16 protein-coding genes are annotated in these 19,171 nt (G+C 62.6%); 5 read left to right on the plus strand and 11 right to left on the minus strand.

Annotated elements, in window-relative coordinates; genetic code table 11:
• Positions 1 to 19: 19 nt before the first annotated feature.
• Both uvrB and NKH63_RS18650 read right to left on the minus strand, forming a co-directional pair.
• On the minus strand, positions 20 to 3,190 hold the full coding sequence (gene uvrB, locus NKH63_RS18645; protein WP_352918381.1) for an excinuclease ABC subunit UvrB: 3,171 nt from the start codon (positions 3,188 to 3,190) through the stop codon (positions 20 to 22).
• A gap of 113 nt (positions 3,191 to 3,303) precedes the next feature.
• Positions 3,304 to 4,563, minus strand: a complete 1,260-nt coding sequence (locus NKH63_RS18650) for a hypothetical protein (RefSeq protein WP_502896345.1) — start codon at positions 4,561 to 4,563, stop codon at positions 3,304 to 3,306.
• 135 nt (positions 4,564 to 4,698) lie between these two features.
• On the opposite strand from NKH63_RS18650, the gene NKH63_RS18655 reads away from it, so the two are divergent.
• Both NKH63_RS18655 and NKH63_RS18660 read left to right on the plus strand, forming a co-directional pair.
• Entirely contained in the window at positions 4,699 to 5,736 is a 1,038-nt protein-coding gene (locus NKH63_RS18655) for a CapA family protein (RefSeq protein WP_352918385.1), read from the plus strand.
• Between the two features lie 73 nt (positions 5,737 to 5,809).
• Positions 5,810 to 6,781, plus strand: coding sequence for a hypothetical protein (locus NKH63_RS18660; protein WP_352483102.1), 972 nt, complete (start codon positions 5,810 to 5,812; stop codon positions 6,779 to 6,781).
• A gap of 15 nt (positions 6,782 to 6,796) precedes the next feature.
• On the opposite strand, the gene NKH63_RS18665 is transcribed toward NKH63_RS18660, so the two are convergent.
• Positions 6,797 to 7,294, minus strand: coding sequence for a YegJ family protein (locus NKH63_RS18665; RefSeq protein ID WP_023719161.1), 498 nt, complete (start codon positions 7,292 to 7,294; stop codon positions 6,797 to 6,799).
• Between the two features lie 118 nt (positions 7,295 to 7,412).
• Here NKH63_RS18665 and NKH63_RS18670 point away from each other — a divergent pair, with 118 nt between their 5' ends.
• Positions 7,413 to 9,035, plus strand: coding sequence for an FAD-binding oxidoreductase (locus tag NKH63_RS18670; protein ID WP_352483104.1), 1,623 nt, complete (start codon positions 7,413 to 7,415; stop codon positions 9,033 to 9,035).
• 8 nt (positions 9,036 to 9,043) lie between these two features.
• Here NKH63_RS18670 and NKH63_RS18675 read toward each other — a convergent pair whose 3' ends face one another.
• From NKH63_RS18675 to NKH63_RS18685, 3 genes are all read right to left on the minus strand, one after another.
• Positions 9,044 to 9,559: a hypothetical protein gene (locus tag NKH63_RS18675; protein ID WP_023719159.1), complete on the minus strand. Its 516-nt coding sequence runs from the start codon at positions 9,557 to 9,559 to the stop codon at positions 9,044 to 9,046.
• A gap of 160 nt (positions 9,560 to 9,719) precedes the next feature.
• Positions 9,720 to 10,850, minus strand: coding sequence for a hypothetical protein (locus NKH63_RS18680; protein ID WP_352483105.1), 1,131 nt, complete (start codon positions 10,848 to 10,850; stop codon positions 9,720 to 9,722).
• Between the two features lie 6 nt (positions 10,851 to 10,856).
• The gene (locus NKH63_RS18685) at positions 10,857 to 11,291 is read right to left on the minus strand and encodes a DUF4383 domain-containing protein (protein WP_023719157.1); all 435 of its coding nucleotides are present in this window, start codon (positions 11,289 to 11,291) and stop codon (positions 10,857 to 10,859) included.
• A gap of 735 nt (positions 11,292 to 12,026) precedes the next feature.
• Between NKH63_RS18685 and NKH63_RS18690 the strand changes: the two genes are divergently transcribed.
• Positions 12,027 to 12,965, plus strand: coding sequence for a diacylglycerol/lipid kinase family protein (locus NKH63_RS18690; protein ID WP_352483106.1), 939 nt, complete (start codon positions 12,027 to 12,029; stop codon positions 12,963 to 12,965).
• Positions 12,966 to 13,070: 105 nt separating this feature from the next.
• On the opposite strand, the gene NKH63_RS18695 is transcribed toward NKH63_RS18690, so the two are convergent.
• The 3 genes from NKH63_RS18695 to NKH63_RS18705 all read right to left on the minus strand — a co-directional run bounded on the left by NKH63_RS18695 (position 13,071) and on the right by NKH63_RS18705 (position 16,640).
• Positions 13,071 to 14,282: a mandelate racemase/muconate lactonizing enzyme family protein gene (locus NKH63_RS18695; RefSeq protein WP_352483108.1), complete on the minus strand. Its 1,212-nt coding sequence runs from the start codon at positions 14,280 to 14,282 to the stop codon at positions 13,071 to 13,073.
• Complete coding sequence (locus NKH63_RS18700; RefSeq protein ID WP_352483109.1) at positions 14,279 to 15,895, minus strand: GMC family oxidoreductase; 1,617 nt, start codon at positions 15,893 to 15,895, stop codon at positions 14,279 to 14,281. Before NKH63_RS18700 ends, NKH63_RS18695 begins: the two co-directional genes overlap by 4 nt.
• Positions 15,896 to 16,037: 142 nt before the next feature.
• Positions 16,038 to 16,640, minus strand: a complete 603-nt coding sequence (locus NKH63_RS18705) for an SMI1/KNR4 family protein (protein ID WP_352483111.1) — start codon at positions 16,638 to 16,640, stop codon at positions 16,038 to 16,040.
• Between the two features lie 322 nt (positions 16,641 to 16,962).
• On the opposite strand from NKH63_RS18705, the gene NKH63_RS18710 reads away from it, so the two are divergent.
• Positions 16,963 to 17,643: a hypothetical protein gene (locus tag NKH63_RS18710; protein ID WP_023719152.1), complete on the plus strand. Its 681-nt coding sequence runs from the start codon at positions 16,963 to 16,965 to the stop codon at positions 17,641 to 17,643.
• Positions 17,644 to 17,659: 16 nt separating this feature from the next.
• Here NKH63_RS18710 and NKH63_RS18715 read toward each other — a convergent pair whose 3' ends face one another.
• Together NKH63_RS18715 and NKH63_RS18720 are read right to left on the minus strand one after the other, a co-directional pair.
• Positions 17,660 to 18,232, minus strand: coding sequence for a GNAT family N-acetyltransferase (locus NKH63_RS18715; protein WP_023719151.1), 573 nt, complete (start codon positions 18,230 to 18,232; stop codon positions 17,660 to 17,662).
• A 118-nt stretch (positions 18,233 to 18,350) separates the two neighbouring features.
• A complete protein-coding gene (locus NKH63_RS18720) occupies positions 18,351 to 19,142 on the minus strand; it encodes an alpha/beta fold hydrolase (protein ID WP_023719150.1) in 792 nt (263 codons plus the stop codon).
• Between the last annotated feature and the right edge of the window lie 29 nt (positions 19,143 to 19,171).

Raw genomic sequence — 19,171 nt, forward strand, 5'->3', positions numbered from 1 at the left:
GCCATGGGTAGAACCGCTGCTATTTCCCTGGTCTGCCAGTCTTGCCAGGACGACGCTTTTCGCGGTGGGCGTCGCCTGGATCTTCGTAGGAGCCGATGCCGGCGCGCTGACGAACGACTGGCTTGACGGAATCGTCGCGATCCTTCGCGCCCCCCTCTGCCCTGCCGGGCATCTCCCCCACAAGGGGGGAGATCGGCTGTGGCTTGGCCGGCACTTTTCCTTCGACCGGTTTTTCCGTCCGCCGCACCGTCATTTCGTCCAGCGAATTCTTCTTGAACAGCGGCTTGTTTGGCTCGCCCGGGATGCCGAAGTCGGAGCCGTGTGCTTCCGATGCAGACTGCTTCTTGAACAGCGAGCGCGACACCGCGCCGGCCAGCGTCGGCATGTCGGTGCCCGGTCCCATGGCGTCGAGCGAGGGTTTGGCGAATAGCGGCTTCTTCACCGGCACGGCACCGTCGGCGCCCATCTCGTCCAGCGCCGGCTTGCGGAAGAGGTTGGGCCGGGCAGCCTTGGCCGCTTCTTCAGCGGCATGTGCTTCGTCGAGCCTGCGGAAACGCTCCCGCTCCTCTGATGTACGATGTTTGGCCACGCCCTTGTTGTGCTTGCCCTTTTCGCGGCCCGAAACCGGGCTTTCCATGTCGGCATATTTGGCCAGCGGGTCGTCGGAGATGGACAGCTCCATCTCGCGCAGCCGCTTGATCTCGTCGCGGATGCGGGCCGCCTTCTCGAAATCGAGGTTGGCGGCGGCGTCGCGCATCTGCTTGTCCATCGCGTCGAGATGGGCTTTCAGATTGTTGCCCATCATCGCGCCGGCGCTGTCGGTGAACTGCGAGATGTCGGCGCGGACATGGTCCTTCTCGTAAACCGAGTCCAGGATGTCCGAAATGCGCGACTTGACCGATTCCGGGGTGATGCCGTTGGCCGCGTTCCACTCCATCTGCTTTTCGCGACGGCGGTTGGTCTCGGCCATCGCCCGCTCCATTGAGCCGGTGATCTGGTCGGCATAGAGGATGACCTTGCCGTCGACGTTTCTGGCGGCGCGGCCGATGGTCTGGATCAGCGATGTCTCGGAGCGCAGAAAACCTTCCTTGTCGGCATCGAGAATGGCGACGAAGCCGCATTCGGGAATGTCGAGGCCTTCGCGCAACAGGTTGATACCGACCAGCACGTCGAAGGCGCCGAGGCGCAGGTCGCGCAGGATCTCGATACGCTCCAGCGTGTCGATGTCGGAGTGCATGTAGCGCACGCGAATGCCTTGCTCATGCAGATATTCGGTCAAATCCTCGGCCATGCGTTTGGTCAGCACGGTGACCAGCGTGCGGTAGCCGGCCTTGGTGGTCTCGCGGATTTCGCCGACAACGTCGTCGACCTGGCTCTTGGCCGGGCGCACTTCGACCGGCGGGTCGATCAGGCCGGTCGGGCGGATGACCTGTTCGGCGAAGACGCCGCCGGACTGCTCCATCTCCCAGCCGCCGGGCGTTGCCGAAACCGCGACGGACAGCGGGCGCATGGCGTTCCACTCCTCGAAGCGCAGCGGCCGGTTGTCCATGCAGGACGGCAGGCGGAACCCGTACTCGGCCAGCGTCGCCTTGCGGCGAAAGTCGCCGCGATACATGCCGCCGATCTGCGGTACGGTGACGTGGCTTTCGTCGACAAAGACCAACGCATTGTCGGGGATGTATTCGAACAAGGTCGGCGGCGGATCGCCCGGCTGGCGGCCGGTCAGATAGCGCGAGTAATTCTCGATGCCGGCGCAGGAGCCGGTCGCCTCAAGCATCTCCAGGTCGAAGCGGGTGCGCTGCTCCAGCCGCTGCGCCTCCAGCAACCGACCGGCCCGTTCGAGTTCGACCAGCCTATGCTTGAGTTCTTCCTTGATCGACTTGATGGCCTGGTTCAAGGTCGGGCGCGGCGTCACATAGTGCGAATTGGCGTAGATCTTGACGCTCTTCAGCTCGCCGGTTTTCTGGCCGGTCAGCGGATCGAATTCGGTGATCGCTTCGATCTCGTCGCCGAACAGCGAGATGCGCCAGGCGCGGTCTTCCAAGTGGGCCGGGAAGATCTCGATCGTGTCGCCGCGCACCCGGAACGAGCCGCGGACGAAGTTTATGTCCTGGCGCTTGTATTGCTGGGCGACGAGGTCGGCGAGCAACGCGCGCTGGTCTAGGCGGTCGCCGATCTGCATCTGGAAGGTCATCGCCGTATAGGTCTCGACCGAGCCGATACCGTAGATGCAGGAGACCGAGGCGACGATGATGACGTCGTCACGCTCGAGCAGCGAGCGCGTCGCCGAGTGGCGCATGCGATCGATCTGCTCGTTGATCGAGGATTCCTTCTCGATGTAGGTGTCGGTCCGGGGCACATAGGCCTCAGGCTGGTAATAGTCGTAGTAGCTGACAAAATACTCGACGGCGTTTTCCGGGAAGAATTTCTTGAACTCGGAATAGAGCTGCGCGGCAAGCGTCTTGTTGGGGGCCAGGATCAGAGCAGGACGCTGCGTCTCCTCGATCACCTTGGCCATGGTGAAAGTCTTGCCGGAGCCGGTGACGCCGAGCAAAACCTGGGTGCGGTCGTTGCTGTTGACGCCCTCGACCAGATCCTTGATCGCCGTCGGCTGGTCGCCGGCCGGCTCGAAATCCGAGACCATCTTGATGGCGATGCCGCCTTCGGATTTCTCCGGTCGGGCAGGGCGGTGCGGCGTCCACAGCACGCCGTCCTTGTGCAGCGGATTGCCGGATTCGATCAGCGCCGACAGCGCCGCGACGGTGGCGGTGACGCCGCCCGAAGCCATGGTCTCGGCCTCTTCCAGTGAGACATCGAGGCCGGCGACAGGATTGAGACCGGCCGCGGTGCGCTCCCGCGCCGAAGCCGCGCCGCCCATCGACGTGCCGCGTGCCGTACGGCCGGGGGAAGACGAGCGCTCGGGGATCTTTTTCGCCGGCTTCGCTAATTTGCCGCCGACTTTGCCGGAAACGCGCCCTTCCTTCTCGGCTTCCTGCTCGATCTGCTCGGCCCAGTCGGCGATCGAGCCGGTTAGCGGCGCGCCGGTGAACTCGGCCTGCGGCGCTTCGGCAAAGCCGTGCAGTGGCTCCGAGGCATCGAGGAAATCGGTCAGCGGGCTGCGCCGCTTGGGCGGCGAAGCGCGATCGTCATTCGCCGGCGGCGGCGTTTTCTTGTCAGAGAGTCTGGCCATGGCCCGAATATGGGAGGTATCGGCCAAAATGGAAAGAGCGGAGTGGTGAGGGGTGCTGCGCGCAATTTGGCTGCTGACAGCAGGGTGTCAGGAGCATCCTCCAAGCTTCCCGCTCAATTAAACCACAACGCGAACGTCAGAAACCCGGCGCCGCCGAATTGGCGCTGGATCTGGTCGAACTCCTCGCTGGTGAGAATCTTCCCGCGCTCGAGATAGGGCGCGATGGCCGGGCCGGTGATCGACAGCACCAGGTCGAAGGGCTTCGGCTCGTCGAAGAAGCGCTTCATGTTGATGCCCTTGTCGGCGATGCGGAAATGCGGCAGCAAGGTGCGGCCTTCCAGAAGATCCTCGGCCATGGCCAAGGCGGCGAGCCAGGCCTGCACCTGCTGCTCGCCGACGTCGAGGCCGGTGAGCGGGCTGGCGCCTTTTTGCTGCGGCCCGGGCAGCCATTCACGGTCATTGTCGGTTTCGGCGCGGATGGCTTTCCAGTCCTCGCGCGACAGCCGGATCATTTCCATGAGATGGCGGCGCGCCGATTGCCGGCGCTCCGGCTCGACCACTTGCCAGTTGACGAGATGGACCAGCGAGATGAAATCGGCGATGCGCCATTCGGACGACAACATGCCGCCGCTCATGCCGCCGTCCGGCGGAACGAGCGTGTCCTGCAGCGGCAGGTTGGCGCGCGGGAACAGCACATGGAACGAACCGTCGAAGGTGTTGCTGAAGTCATGCGCCAGCCAGAAATCGGCCTGCGCCATCAGGAATTCGGAATAGCCCTGTAGCCAGTAGCCGTCGGCGCGGTCGAAGCGGAAGGTGAGGGCGGGTGCGGCCGCGTCTGGCGCACCGCCGCCGCGTGACAGAGACGCCATGACCGCGGCGGCACTTTCGTCCGGCGCGATCTGGCCGTCCTCGTTGAGGTCGATGCCGAGACGGGTCAGGTCGATGACCATGCCGATGTCGGCGTCGGCGGGTACCGAGCCCAGCGTGGCTGCGGATTTCTCCAACCGGTCGCGGAAGGCGACGAGAATGGCGCGGAATTGTTCGTAGGTCAGCGGCTCGGGATCGGCATTGTCCGGCACCGGCAGCCGCATCAGCGGCAGCATGAACGATTGCGGGCTTTCGAAACCGTGGCGGTACAGACCGCCGGCCAGGATCTCCAGCGCGGTGAAGAATTCACCGGCGCCGGTGGCGTAGGCCGATGCAGGATCGCCGGGCGCGGCGGCTTCCAGCGCGGCTAGCGCGCTGTCGCGCTCGGCCACGGTTTTTGCCTCGAACAGGGCCGCCGGTTCGGGAGCTGCGGTGCTGGCCGCGGACAGCGGCAGGAGAAGAACGATGGCGCATGCCACCAGCCTGGAAAAACGCGTCGTCGTGATCGCCCCTTCGTCGCTCCGCAGTGGATCATACACGCATTTGGTTCGCGCGCCTGTAGCCCTGTGGTTCACCGATAACAGTCGAAGCTTCAATCAATCCGGCGGACGGTCTACACAGAGCAAACGATTGGGCGTCGCGTGTCGAATTATCCGCTTTCCTACAAACTGTCCTGGCTTCCCCGTTTCCTCCGGCCTTCGCTCGGCGGCGCGGCTCGCGGCTTCGCTCCGATGGCGGCAACCCTGCTCGAACCGGCGCCGGTGCGGACGGTACGGCTGGCTTTCGTCGGCGACATCTCGGCGGTGGCCAATCGCAGCGCGCCGGAATGCGATCCGGCGATCGCGGCGCTGCTCGCCTCGGCCGATCTGGTAGTCGGCAATTGCGAAAGCCCGGTGGTGGAACGGCCGAGCGCTGTTTGGGGCACAAGGCTTGGCACGCACCATGCGATGAGCGAGCGGTTTCTTGCTGAGGCGCTGGCCGCCGCCGGCATTTCGCCGGAAAGACTGGTGCTGTCGCTGGCCAACAACCATGTGCTCGACCAGGGCATTGCCGGCTTCGACGAGACCGTTGCCGCGCTGGCGCGGCTCGGCATCCGCACGATCGGTGCTGGGGCTCCAGTCGAGCGGTTTGCAGTCGGGGAACTGACCATCGGCCTTGCCGCCTTTACCTTGTGGCGCAATGCCGACGCGGTCCAGTTCGCGGGCCGTGTCTCGATGGCAAGCGATCCGGGACAATGGCCACGCGATACAGTTGAGAGTGTCGACCTCCTCTGCGCGGTACCGCATTGGGATTGGGAATTCCGGCATTTTCCACGTGCGAAGACGCGGGCACTGGCGCGGCTTCTGGTCGAACATGGCGTCGGCCTGGTCGCCGGACATCATGCCCATGTCGTGCAGCCGATCGAGCGGCTCGGCAAGACGCTCGTCGCCTATGGGCTCGGCGATTTCTTCGGCACCGCCTTCGCGCGCCAGCCATGGCCGAGCCGTATCGGCGCCATTCTCGTCGTCGACATCAGCGCCGATCCCGGCACGCGCGGGGCCATCGCCGCCTACCGGCTGCATGCCTTCATGCGGCTGCGCACCGGCGATCATGAGCGGCTGGTGCCGGTTGAAGCGCTGGCGGGAAAATCGAGGCAAAGGGTTCTGGCCCGCCTTGATGCGATCTTCGCCGCGCGCTGACGGCTGCGCTGACGCGGTCCACAAAACCGGCTATCATGCGCTACGCGGGCAGGCTTGTGGCGGCGGGTGGGCGATGGAAACAGCGGATTTCATGCCGAGCGAAGCGGTGATCGCCGGCATCAGGAAGAACATCGAGGCCTACGAGGCCGAAAGAGCTTCGGCCCATCGCCAGACGCGCTGGCGGGTGCCGATGTTCATCGGACTGCTGCTGGTGTTCGTGGCGCTTGTGGCCTGGCTTTTCAACGGGGTTGCCGACCCGAACGAGCAGTGGTTCTCGACCCCGCATGTGTTCCTCTATATCGGCGGCTTCCTGGCGGCGATCCTGCTCTATTTCCAGGCGATCAAGCCGGCGGGCAAATTGCAGCAGTCGTTCCGCAGCACGCTGCTGCCGATCGTCTTCGGCTTCATCGAGGACATGCGGTACCGGCACAATATCAAGCCGAATTCGTTCGACCGGGTGCCGCGCGAGACGGTTGGCCCGTTCAACCGGCAGTCTTTCGACGATGTTTTTTCCGGCCGCTATGAAGGGTTTCCGTTCGAGCTTTACGAAGCAGATCTCCGGGAAGGGACGGGCAAGAGCACGACGGCAGTGTTCAAGGGCGTCATCGTCGCCTTCGAGACGATCGTGCCGTTCCCCGGCACATTGGTCGCCGCGCGCCGGACCAACAAGGTCGTCGGCTTCTTCCGCGGCATCTTCGGCAGCAAGATGCAGGAATTGTCCAGCGGCGTGCCGGAGCTCGATGCCGCCTACGAGTTCCGCACCGACAATATCGAGGCGGCGCGGCCGCTGGTGACCGGCCGGCTGGCGCAGGCGCTGCAATGGCTCGGCGAAACCCGGCCGAACGATCCGGCACGCGTTGCGCTCAGCGGCAGTGACGGTTTCCTGCTGCTGCCGCAGGAAAGGAATTTCTTCGAGCTGCCGGATATCTCCACGCGTCTCGACTACACCAAACACGTCGCGCCGATGATCGCCGACATGGGCGCGATCCTGGCGACCGCGGCACTGGTACGAAAGATCGGCGTGAAGGATGTAGAAGCCGGTTGAACTGGAATTCAGCCGTCAACAATCGAAGCCATAGTTCTGGCGATAATAGTCGGCGTCATCCTTCGACATCTTTTTGAAGAGAACGCAGACAGTGAAACTTCCCACCCGGCGGCCGTTCTTCATATAGCCCCAGTCGGAAATATCGTCCCGGCTGAATTCGATCTCCTGGCCTGCCACGACGTTGTGAACGGTCTGCGGCTCGTTGTCCAAGGTTCCCGCAAATCCGGCCGCCGTACGGTGGAAGGGAATGACCCAGAAATGTTCAGTGGCGTCCCCATCCCTGACCATGACTTTCAATTGGAAGTCGGCCGTTCCGGATGGCGGCGCGTCGGCCAATGCCAGGAAGTCGTCGAGACCGGCACGCGCCTGCTCGATAGCGGCCGCCATCTCCGGATCGTCGCCAGCTACGCTGACGACCTTGTCGTCGCCTTGACCAGGAGTCTGCGCGCCGGCTGATGATGCCGGAGCAAACGCGAGCAACATGGCAAGTGCGGTACGGGCTGCAAGCTTCATGGTGAGACTGCTTTCGACATTTCCGCCAGACAAACCGGATCATCATTCGCCGAACGTCTGATTGGCAACTGGTTTTTGTCTCCATCCGGCGCTATTCCTGGGACAGTGGGGTGGGGCTATGATCGAGGAACGCAAGGGGTTTCGCCTGTCGCGGCGGTTGCTGCTGGGTGCGGCGGTGGTCGGCGGCGCGATGGTCTGGGGCGGCACGACCGTGGCGCGGCTGGCCCGCGGCCCGTCGGCGCAGAAGAATTCCGGGCGCATTGCCGACATTGACGGCATCGACCTGGCGCTGAAGCCGCTGGAGAACGCGCCAGCCTACGATCCGTCGCTGCCATGGCTGACCAAGGGCGGCGACATCAACGATGCCAGCGGCCTTTCGATGACGCCGGTCTACGGCGTTATCGAAGTCAGCGAGGAAAACCACATTGCGAGCGCGTTGGCCTTTGCCCGCACCAATGGCCTGAAGGTCTCGGTCGCGGCGGTGCGCCACTCGATGGGCGGCCACGCCTTCGACGATAACGCACTGGTCCTCGACATGCGCAAATTCAACAAGATCAGCGTCGATGCGGCGGCGAAGGCGATGACCTTGCAGCCGGGCGCGCGCTGGCACGACATCCAGAACCTTTTGCACCCGCGCTTCGCGGTGAAGGCGATGCAGTCGACCGACATCTTTTCGGTCGGCGGCTCGCTGTCGGTCAACGCGCATGGCATGGACCATCAGGCCGGCTCGGTCGCCGGCTCGATCCGTTCGATGCGGGTGATGCTGGCCGACGGTTCGGTGACGACCTGCTCACCGGCCGAAAACACCGAGCTGTTCCGCCACGTCGTCGGCGGCTACGGCCTGTTCGGCGTGGTGCTGGAGGCGACACTCGACATCGTCGACAACGCCGTCTACCGCACCTCGCGCGAGATCATCAAATCGGACGATTTCCCGACGTTCTTCGCCGAGGTGCTGGAGCCAAACAGGGCGATTGGTCTGTTTTATGGGCATCTGTCGACTGCGCCGGGCAATTTCCTCGAGGATATGATCGTCTATCGCTATGACAAGGTCGCCGACCAGCCGCCGGCCGACCAGCCGGCAATCGGTGAACCGGGCTCGGTTGGGCTCAAGCGGGTGATCATCAACCTGGCGAAATGGGGCAGCCTGTTCCAGGAGCTGAAATGGTTCACCGAAAAGACGCTGGAGCCGCAATTCGAGAGCTGCACGGTGGCGCGGACGACGGCAATGGCCGAGGGCGAGGCCTGCCTGGTCACGCGCAACAACCCGATGCACGATTCAGTGCCCTATCTGTTCAACGACCTGCTCGACGAGACCGACATACTGCACGAATATTTCATCCCGCGGGCGGCCTATAACCCGTTCATCGCGGAAGCGCGCGAGATCCTGCGCAACCAGAGCCTGCCGGTGCTCAACGCGTCGGTACGCATCGTCCACAAGGAGGATGTGGCGCTGAATTATGCGCCGGAGCCGGCCTATTCGCTGGTGCTCTACATCAATCAGCCGACCGACGCCGACGGCAATGCCAGGATGCGGGCACTGACAAGGGCGCTGATCGACGTGACGATCAAGCATGGCGGGCGTTTTTTCCTGCCCTACCAACTCCACTACACGGGCAAGGAGCTGCTTGCCTCCTATCCGGAACTGCCGTCCTTCCTGGCGAAGAAGCGGCAATACGATCCGGGGGAGCTGTTTTCCTCGACTTTTTACCGCGCCATCAAGGCACTGATCGGCACGGCCTGAAGTGCCGGTTACAGACCGTCAGGCAGCTTCGCCGCCAGCCAGTTCGCCGAGCGCCTGGCGATGCCGATCGTTGCCGACGCGGCGCGGCCGAGATCGGTCTTGACCACGGCGTAACCGGTCTTCGTGCGGTAGAGCAGGGCGCTGCCGCCATCGACCGCCGCTTCGTAGGCGACCGGCCGGACGGCTTCTGTTTCCGTCGCCGTCGCCTGCGTTCCGACCGCTGCACTGGGCCGATGGCTCAGTTCTGCTGGCAGCGGCTCTGTCGCGGCCGTACTGGCCGTCGTCAATTCGGGCTCCGAAGTGGTCGCCGCGAGCTGCGATGACGAAGACGAGTTCTGTGTCCGGCAGATGCCCGAGACCAGCGGATAATCGAAATTGCGCTCGTGCAGCATCTGGCTTTTCATCGCCGCTTCGCATTCAGCGATGGTCGACCACTTGGCGGGCGTCTCGCCGATATATTCGCAAAGCCTGGCGTCGCAGTCGCAGCCGACGATGGTCATGGCGACAAGGGCGGTCTTGATCACGGTCTTGTCCCTCCGAATTGCCCGGCGCATGTGCGCAAGATCAAAGTGCTACGGCATCATCAATCGTTGCGGAACAAGGCGGGATTTGGCCGCGATTGTGGAATGAGCGTGGCGGAGCATCACGCAACGTCTTGCCGAGGCCGGCTGTGACCGAAAGGCCTCAGTAGTCGTAGACGTGCTCGAGCCTGGCGCCCGCCGTCATCAGCGCCGGCAGCACGACGTGCAGCTTGCGCACGGCGACGGTCAGGCCGGTGCGGCGCGTCGAAGGTTCCGCCGGAAGCGGGTAGCTGAACAAGGTGCGTGCGCCTTGGGGAACATTGATCTCGTCATTGGAAAGCACGGTGACCATGATCTCGTCATTGCCGCCGATTTCGACGAAGGAGACGCCCTTGCCGATCAGGCGCGGGATCATGTCGGTGAACACCTGATAGCGCCTGGTGACGAAGACCGTGCCGTCGGCGCCGAGATCGCGCTCCAGCAAGGTGTCGGGCTCGTTGCGGGTCACCTCGCTGACCGGACCCTTGGCCCAGACGTGGATGTGGAGCAAGGCCGGGTCGGTGGTGGCGGCGAGCGCCGACTTGATCAGATCGGCGTAACCCTGCTTGATGGTGTAGGCGAGGCCGAAGGCGAGCTTGCGTTCGCTGGTGCGGACGGCGCTGTCGTCCGCTGCCGGCTGGACGGCAAACAGGCCGGCACGCTTTTCGGCATAGGGAAACTGGTACCACGGCACCTGGTCGAGAAAACCGGCATACTCCGCCGCCACCTCGGCCTGGTAGATGTCGACGGCGGTGCGCTTGCCGGCCGTCGCTTCGGTAATGCGGCCGACCGTATTTTCATAGGCCCATTGGATGGCGTGCTCGATCGTGTGGCTGGTGCCGATGATCACCAGCATCTGGTGGTTGTCGAGGTTGAACTTGTAGGCGGAGCTGGCGCGGACCACCATCGCATAGTCCTGCCAGAAGCGGCCGATATAGGAGAGATAGGGAAAACCGCTCGGCTGGTTCTTGTCGACGAAGCCGGCATATTCGCGGGCGGCGTAGACGATGGCCCATTCCGGATAGGTCAGAAAGGTCGATTCCTCCGGCCGCTGGTAGCCGGGGATCTCGGCACGGACCTTGTCGGCCAGCGCCGTCGGCGGGGCACCCTCAGTGACGCCCGGCAATGGTGTTGTGTCCAGCGACGGCGTCGTGAGAAAGCCGTAGGCCAGCCCGGCGATCGGGATCAACACGACAATGACGACGAGCCAGAGGATCGCCTTGATAATGCGCTTCAGCCAGCGGAACAGGAACATGGCCGGTCAGGCCGTGGCGAAATGGTCGTACACGCGTTTCGACAGCCAGAACCCGACATAGACGGCGAAGCCGCCGATGACGATGTGAGGCAGGTTGGCGAAGAAGCGGGCGGGGAATTCGATGTCGTTCAAGGAGCGGAAGCCGTTGATGAAAATGCCGCCATCGAGGCAGCCGGAACCGGTGACCAGGCCGAGCACGCCGTCGAACAGATAGACCGATCCGAACAGCTTGAAATAGAACACCGCCTGGCGGTGCGAGATGAAGGCGGCGGCCAGCGCCCACACGCCGGAGAAGGCGTGCAGCAAATCGTCATACCATTGCAGCGAGAACAGGCCGAACAGATTGCCGCCGGCATCGTTGAAGGCCGGCACATAGCCGATCGCAACAACACCGAAGAACAGGAAAGCATAGGCAACAGCAAGCTTCTGGATGAGCGTCATGAAGTATCCCCCTGCCGTCAGCCTTCTCAAACGGCCCCCGACGGCTAATGGATAGTAGCTGATTTTGGCGCAGGGTGAAGCGTCGCCGGCAAAATCGTCAGGCGGAGCCACAAAGACAGTCGGCGCCGGGATTTCTCCCAGCGCCTCCCTGTCAGATCAGGACACGGTCGCGGCGGCAACTCCCGAAAGATGTCCCGCCATGCCGGCCTTGATTTTGACGGTCCCGCCAGTCGCCACCCGAGGGCAGCGTCCGTTCCGGACCACGCCGGTCTCCACTCTTGCGAGCTTTGCCCAGCGCGCCATCGAAGGTTTTTGCCGTCCTTCATGGCAGCATCGGTCCGCCGTTGGCGTTCGCACGCTTTCCGCGGCCCCGTAGGTCTCGGCTTCCATCCCTCCAACAAGCAAGCCTGTTCTCGTTCAGGGCCGTACGGGCCTCAGGAAATCCGCCGTTCCGCTTTGCCTTTCGGCGTGGCGATCGGTAGCCGCCTGAGATGGGTTTAATGTACGCCGGATAAGCGTTTGGCGAAACTGCCGCAAGCCTGTGAATAGCGGGATTATCGGGGACTGACCCTGCCAAAATAGCGACTTTCCGATCTCTGCCGACGCCGGCCGGGATTTGCCGCCTCGATGCGGAGGCCGCATTGTCGGACATTCGATCTTGCCCCGCGGGCCGGCGCGGGCTTCAATGGCGGCAAATGATTGGAAGGCGTGTTCGATGGCCTTGGGGAGGCAGGCTTGAAGGTCGCGGTGGTTCTCAATCCGATCGCCGGCGGCGGCAGGCTCAAGCGGCATTGGCCAGAGGTTGCGGCTTCGCTGAAAAGACATTTCGGCGATTTCGAGCTGCGTGAAACGCAGGCCGAGGGCGATGCCGAACGGCTGGCGCTCGACCTTGCCGCCATCGGCTTCGAGCTGGTGATTGCGGCCGGCGGCGACGGCACCGCCAGCGAGGTCGCCGACGGGCTGCTGAAGGCTTTCCGGGAAAGCGGCCGGACGGCCGAACTCGGGCTGCTGCCTTGCGGCACCGGCATCGACTTCGCCCGCGGGCTCGGCCTGTCGGACAATGTCGACCTGACACTGAAGCGGATTGCCGAGGCCAAGGGGCGCAAGGTCGATGCCGGGTGCATCAGCTATGTCGACGACCATGGCGCGCTGGCCAGCCGCCATTTCATCAACATCGCCAGCCTCGGGCTTTCCGGCGCCACCGACCGCGCGGTCAATGCCGACAAGCGCAAGGGCAAGGTTTCGGCCAAGGCGTTGTTCTATTGGCGCACGGTCTGGGAGTTCCTCCGCTACCGCTTCCAGGAGGTTGCGATCACTGTCGACGACGGTGCCCCGGTCGAGGCGCGCATGGCGCTGGTGGCGGTGGCAAACGGAAAATTCTTTGGTGGCGGCATGATGATCGCGCCCGACGCCGAGCTTAACGACGGCGAGTTCGACATCGTTATCCTGCGCGCCGCCGGCAAGCTGAAGCTGATCTGGGACATCCGCCTGCTCTATGGCGGGCGGCACCGCAACCATCCGGCGATCACCATCCTGCGCGGCAAGAAGGTGGTTGTCGAGCCGCTCGGCGATGTGCAAAAGAACGCCGCGCTGATCGACATAGACGGCGAATCGCCGGGTCGCATACCGGCGACCTTCGAGATCCTGCCCGGCGCATTGACGCTGAGATATTGAATCAAGCCGTTGAGGGATTGATTCAAGTTGTTTCGGCGGTGATTCCGATCCTAGGTTCAACACGTTGAAATCGCGTGACATTGTTGGTCGGTCTCGCTTGACAACTCACGGCATCAACGGTGTCTGCATCATCTGCAAATGCAGGTCCTTGCCGGTCCAGGGATGCGCCTCGCAGACGGCCTCATCGAGCTCGACGCCGAGGCCCGGCTCCTTAGACGGGATGACGTTGCCGTCCTGCCATTCGATCTTCTTCTTGAGCAGCTTCTCGTGAAAACCGTCCCACTGCTTCAGTGATTCCAGAATGAGGAAGTTGGGCAGCGTCACCGCAAGCTGGATGTTGGCGGTGCCGACGATCGGCCCGCAATAGCAATGCGGCGCGACCTGGATGTGATAGGCCTCGGCCATGGCGGCGATCTTCTTGGTTTCGAGAATGCCGCCGGAGCGGCCAAGGTCGGGTTGAAGAATGGTCGCGGCACGGTTCTCGATGACCCGGGCAAATTCGAACTTGGTCGTCAGTCTTTCCCCTGTCGCGATCGGGATCGAAGTGCCGCGCGCCACTTGAGCCATGACCTCGGGCATGTCGGGCGGCACCGGCTCCTCGAACCACAGCGGATCATAGGGCTCGATGGCGCGGGCGAGGCGCAATGCACCCGAAGCGGTGAACTGGCCGTGCGTGCCGAACAGGATGTCGGCTCTGGTGCCGACTGCCTCGCGGATCGCCTTGACCATGCGGGCGGAGAGGTCGATGTCGACGAGGCGCGGCTGGTGCCCATCGAAGGCGGTGTAGGGGCCGGCCGGATCGAGCTTGACCGCATTGAAACCCTGCTCGACATATTCGAGCGCGCAGGCGGCGGCCAGATCAGGATCGTTGTAGACGTTCTTGCCGCGCGCATCCTCGGAGTGGACGCTGCCGCTGTGCGGATAAAGGTAGGTATAGGAACGCAGCGTTTCGTGCACCTGCCCGCCGAGCAGCTTGTAGACCGGCTTGCCGGCCTCCTTGCCGATAATGTCCCAGCAGGCGATTTCCAGCGCCGAGAAACAGCCCATGCCCGACACGTCGGGCCTCTGGGTGAAGCCGGACGAATAGGCGCGGCGGAAGAAGTTCTCGACATCGTGCGGGTCGCGGCCGACGAGGTAACGCTCGGCCATGTCCTCGACCATCCTCGCCGTGACATGGGCCGAGAAGGTGGCGTTGTAGGCCTCGCCATAGCCGACGACGCCGCCATCGGTGGTGAGCTTGACGAAGATGAAATACTTGCCGCCGATGCCGGGTGGCGGATTGCCGACCACCCAGGTCTTGACGTCGGTGATTTTCATTTTTGATCCTCCAGAACCAGTTCGGCGCCTTTCCATCCGGTCATGATAGCGGCGGCGTTGGTGTTGCCGGTGATATTGTCGGGAAAGATCGAGGCATCGATGACGCGCAGGGCTTCGAGGCCATGCACCTTCAGGCGCGGATCGACGACGGCGCGCGCCGGGTCCGGCCCCATGCGGCAGGTCGAGACCGGATGATAGACCGTGCCCGAGCGCTTCCTGAAATCCTGGATGAGATCCGCATCGGAGGTGATCGACGGACCCGGCAAAACCTCCTCCTCGATGATCTCCGCCATCGCCGGCATCGATGCGATCTTCCTGACGAATTTCACCGCCGCCAGCATTTCGGCGACGTCTGCCTCGGTCGAAAACGCGTTGGCGACGATTTTGGGATGATCGCGCGGATTGGCGGAGCGGATCATGATTTCGCCGCGGCTCGACGGCCGGCAATTGGAGAGGCCGATGGAAAAGCCCGGCCACGGATCGGGCGTCAGGATCGGGCGCTCGCCGCTCTTCGGAATGACGGTCGAAAAGGCCTGGAAATAGAGCTGCATGTTGGGCCGTGCCGCGGCCGGGTCGGTGCGGAAGAAGCCGCCGGCATTGTTCATCGACAGCGACAGCGGACCCGACCGCAGGAGGACATATTGCATGCCGACCAGGAGCTTGCCCCACCACGGACGCAGGATCTGGTTGAGCGTCGGCTGCCTGCCCTTGAAGGTGTAGTTGATGCCGACATGGTCCTGCAGGTTTGCCCCGACATTCTCGTTGGCGCAAATGACGGGAATGCCGAGCGCACCAAGCAACGCCGATGGGCCGATGCCTGAAAGCTGCAGCAATTGGGGCGAATTGACCGAACCGCCCGACAGGATGATCTCGCGGCCGGCGCGGGCGGTTTTCGTCTCTCCATTTTGGAGATACTCGACACCGACGGCGCGCTTGCCCTCGAACAGGATTTTTGTCGCCAGCGCGTTGATCTCGACGCGGACATTCTTGCGCTTCATCGCCGGGCGCAGGAAGGCGCGCGCCGCCGACATGCGGCGGCCGTTCCTGGTGGTGATCTGGTAGACGCCGGCGCCTTCCTGCGAGGCGCCGTTGAAATCCGGGTTGAGCGGCAGGCCGGCTTGGTTGGCGGCGGCGAGATAGCGCTTGGTGAGCGGATGGACGGAGGTCGAGCAGTCGGTGATATGCAGCGGCCCGCCGACGCCGCGCCATTGGTCGGCGCCGGCCTGGTTATCCTCCAGCGCCTTGAAGGCGGGCAGCAGGTCATCGAAGCCCCAGCCGGGATTGCCGGCCGCTGCCCAAGCGTCGAAATCCTCGCGCGCGCCCCTGATCCAGACCATGGCGTTGATCGAGCTCGAGCCGCCGAGCAGCTTGCCGCGCGGCCAGTGGTCGACATTGCCGGCCAGACCCGGATCCGGCTCGGCCTTGTAGTTCCAGTTGACCGCCGGGTCGAAGAAGGTCTTGCCGTAGCCGAGCGGCATCTGGACGTAGAAGCGACGGTCGCTGCCGCCGGCCTCGAGCACCAGCACCGAGAAGCGGCCGGAAGCCGACAGCCTTTCGGCCAGGACCGAGCCGGCCGAGCCGGAACCGACGATGATGAAGTCATAGGTTTGCATGGTGGCTGCGGCTGGCTCCGGAATTCGGCTCTAACCTAGGCTTGGGCGCGACGCGGCGTCGCCGGGTCTTCCGGCATCCGATGTGAAAAAAGCGACTGGTGATATTCGGTTTGAATGTCAGCCTGTCGCCTGCTGCCCGAGTTCAGTCGTGTTCGCGCCCATCCGGGTCGAACAGGGCCGCCACCTCATTGGCTTCTTCCAGCAGGAAGGTGAACACGCTCGTGTAGGACTTAATCGAACCGGACAGAGGATCATCACTCTCCCAGCGAAAGACCCTCCCGTCCGGATTCATGCCAATTAAATCGTCATTGTCCCCTAGCGCACCAATAAAGAGAACATCGTCTGGTGCATTACCTGGTCGTCTCTTTATATTTGGTTCCAGTATGGAGAAGGGTTGTTGACCCGCCTCCACCAAATTCGTGCGTGACCAGCTACGTCGCAGCCCATAGACGCTTATATAATTCGCAAACAGACCTATCCCGTTGTGGAGCATGAGAAAGCAACGGAAATTATCTGGAAGTCGGCACGAAATTTCAGACTCCATCTGCCCAACTCCGACGGCGCCAAGCGGAGCATACAGCTGGTGCAAATATGCTTCAGGAGCCCGATCTGGCGTATGTCCGATCCACTCCGTTCCATCCGGATAGGTCTTCGTCCCAAGGCGTTTCCATTTATCGACTAGGGTTCGGAGCTCTCTGTATGCACGAGCGTCTTCATTGCTTGACCATTCTTCCTGCGAACGCATTGTCCCTAATAGCTCCATTTACCCACTTTTGACGGGTTCTAGGGTCTACCTTGTCAACCTGATCTATCACATCGAAAACAACGGGCGAACACCACAGAGTTGGTAATCACGCCCGACGGTGACTTTCGCGCCTACAACCTAAGGTCGCCAGCCAGTTCGTTCGGCCGGAGACGTGAGACTTGCCAAGCTGCGATCCGCTACCGAAGTCTAGTCTTGCTGTTGCAATGTCGGTGAGCCTCGCTATGGCTTTGATTAATCTGTTTGCGTTCAGTAATGTTCGCCGGTGACGCTCAACATTTACGATTGCCGTTGAAGAGGTTAGATGTTCTCCCGCTTGATCGAAAGATTTCGTCGGCAGCCAGACCTCCGTCGTGCGCCTCAGCGTGGTAAAGCGTTGGGCGACATTGCCGCTGGAGCATTGGAAGGCGGCTTGGCATCCGATTTTCAACGAGTAGGGGATTTGTTCTGGGTTGGCCGTCCAACAGATCACATACGCTATCTGCTGAAATTTCAGATGTTGAAAGGCATGACCTTCTCCGCCTGTTGGGGCGTCTCGATCGACTTTGTGCCACTTTTCAGAGGCGGAAGCCTCCGGTGGAAAAGGACGGCGAAGTCAGCGAATTTTGACCTTTGCATTGACCCGATAGATTCATCGGGCCGGATTCCCAACTGGTGCTCATTCTATAGTAGCGATAGCTCCTATCAGGTTGAACGCGCAGCTTTGGCGGCGCTCAATGCTGCCCAGCAGGACTGGTCCAGAATCACCGCACTAAAGGACGTTGCTGCTAGTTTCGAACGACGATCCAAGATGAAATTTCGACGTTTTTCGTTGGAAAACTATGTGCAAACAGACCTCGCCTGGGGCTTGGCCCTTGTTGCCGTTGGAGACGCGGGTCGGGGCCAGCATCACATCGATGCATTTTGTGAGCAATTTGCCGTTGCGCCGGAGACGACCATCCTCGCAAAAGCGAGAAGAGAAGCGGGCGCAATAGCGGCTGGATGACAACTTCAAGCTGCGATCACAGGCGATGATCGGCAATCTGCTTGAAATCATAGCGCATGATCGGGCGGGCCGGCGTTCTGCGAGCGACGACCCTGAACCCGGCGCGCGCGAAGGTGGAGGCATATCCGCTGCCGGAAGCGCTCGGCGATACGTCGGCGTCGAAAGGATAGGCTTCGAGCACAGGAGCATTTGCGCGCCTTGCGACTTCCAGTGCTTCCGCAATCAGCTGGAATGTTACGCCCCGCCTGCGGTATCGTTTTCGCACGTAGAGGCAGGACAAGGACCAGACCGGCGCATCATCCACACGCTTGAGCTGCCACAGCCGATCGAGCCAGGGCAGGGCATCTCGCGGTGTCACCTGACACCATCCGACAGCCGTATCGCCGTCGAAAGCAAGTACGCCTGGAGGCGGACCATGCTGGACGTCCTGCCGGAACGCGGCCTTGTTTTCCTCGCCGGGTCTCTTTCGGTAAGAACGACCGATCCGTCCGTGCATACACCAACAGCGACTGCAGACGGCGCTGTCACCGAACAGGTCCTCGAGCGCCGGCCACAGATCGGGCGTCAGTGGGCGAAAGCCAAGTTCCATGTCAGCCGTCATCCGCTACCTACCTTGCCCAGTCTAGCCTGAGCTACGTGTTAGTGCATCATAGGTTGCGGTCCATGCGGGGGATGTTCGAAAACGGGGTTTCACTCAGTGCTCCATCTCAGCGCAGAAAACCAAGCACGGCCTGCATGAATTCTACGGGGTACTCGACGTTCGACAAGTGAACCGCGGGCAGGACAACCAGTTTCGCGCCGGGCACCGTCGCCGCGATCAGCTCGCTATGGCTGGCGGCTGTCACAGTGTCGTGCCGGCCGGCGATTACCAGCGTTGGCCTGGAAATCAGCGCTATGGTTCGGCGAAGGTCCGCATCGCGAACCGCCGCGAACAAGCCAGCCAAGCCTTGCCGGTCGATAGCCAGCAGCATGGCGCGAAATTCTTCGATGACGGGCTCGTTGGCCGCCAGCATACGCGCAGGAAACCAGTTGCCCAGGAACATCTCGGCGGTTTCGGGCATATCCGGCGCCTGCAGCACGGCGGCAATCCGCTCGTCAAACTGCTTTGCCGGTCCGAGGTAGGATGAGGAGTTGCTCAGGATCAAGCGCTCGATCCGCTCGGGCGCGTGGATGCCGAGCCACTGCCCGACGAAGCCGCCCAACGACAGACCGAGGAAGTGTACGCGTTCAATGCCCAGGGCGTCGAGCAACTCGATCACGTCGCGGCCAAGCCGGTCGAGCGAATAAGCGCCGGCCGGAACGCTCGACCCTCCGTGGCCGCGAAAATCATAGCGCAGAACACGGAAATGCTTCGACAGCTCGTCGACCTGCATGTCCCACATCCGCAGCGTGGTGGCGATGGAATTCGACAGCACCAACACAGGCTGCCCGGCGTCGCCGTCGATGCGGTAGGCGATGCGCGTGCCATCGCCGACGGTCACGAAATCCAGCTCATTCATGGTGAATACACCTTCCTTTTGGAGCGTTG

The sequence above is a fragment of the Mesorhizobium sp. M0960 genome, from assembly GCF_040319055.1.
GTDB lineage: Bacteria > Pseudomonadota > Alphaproteobacteria > Rhizobiales > Rhizobiaceae > Mesorhizobium.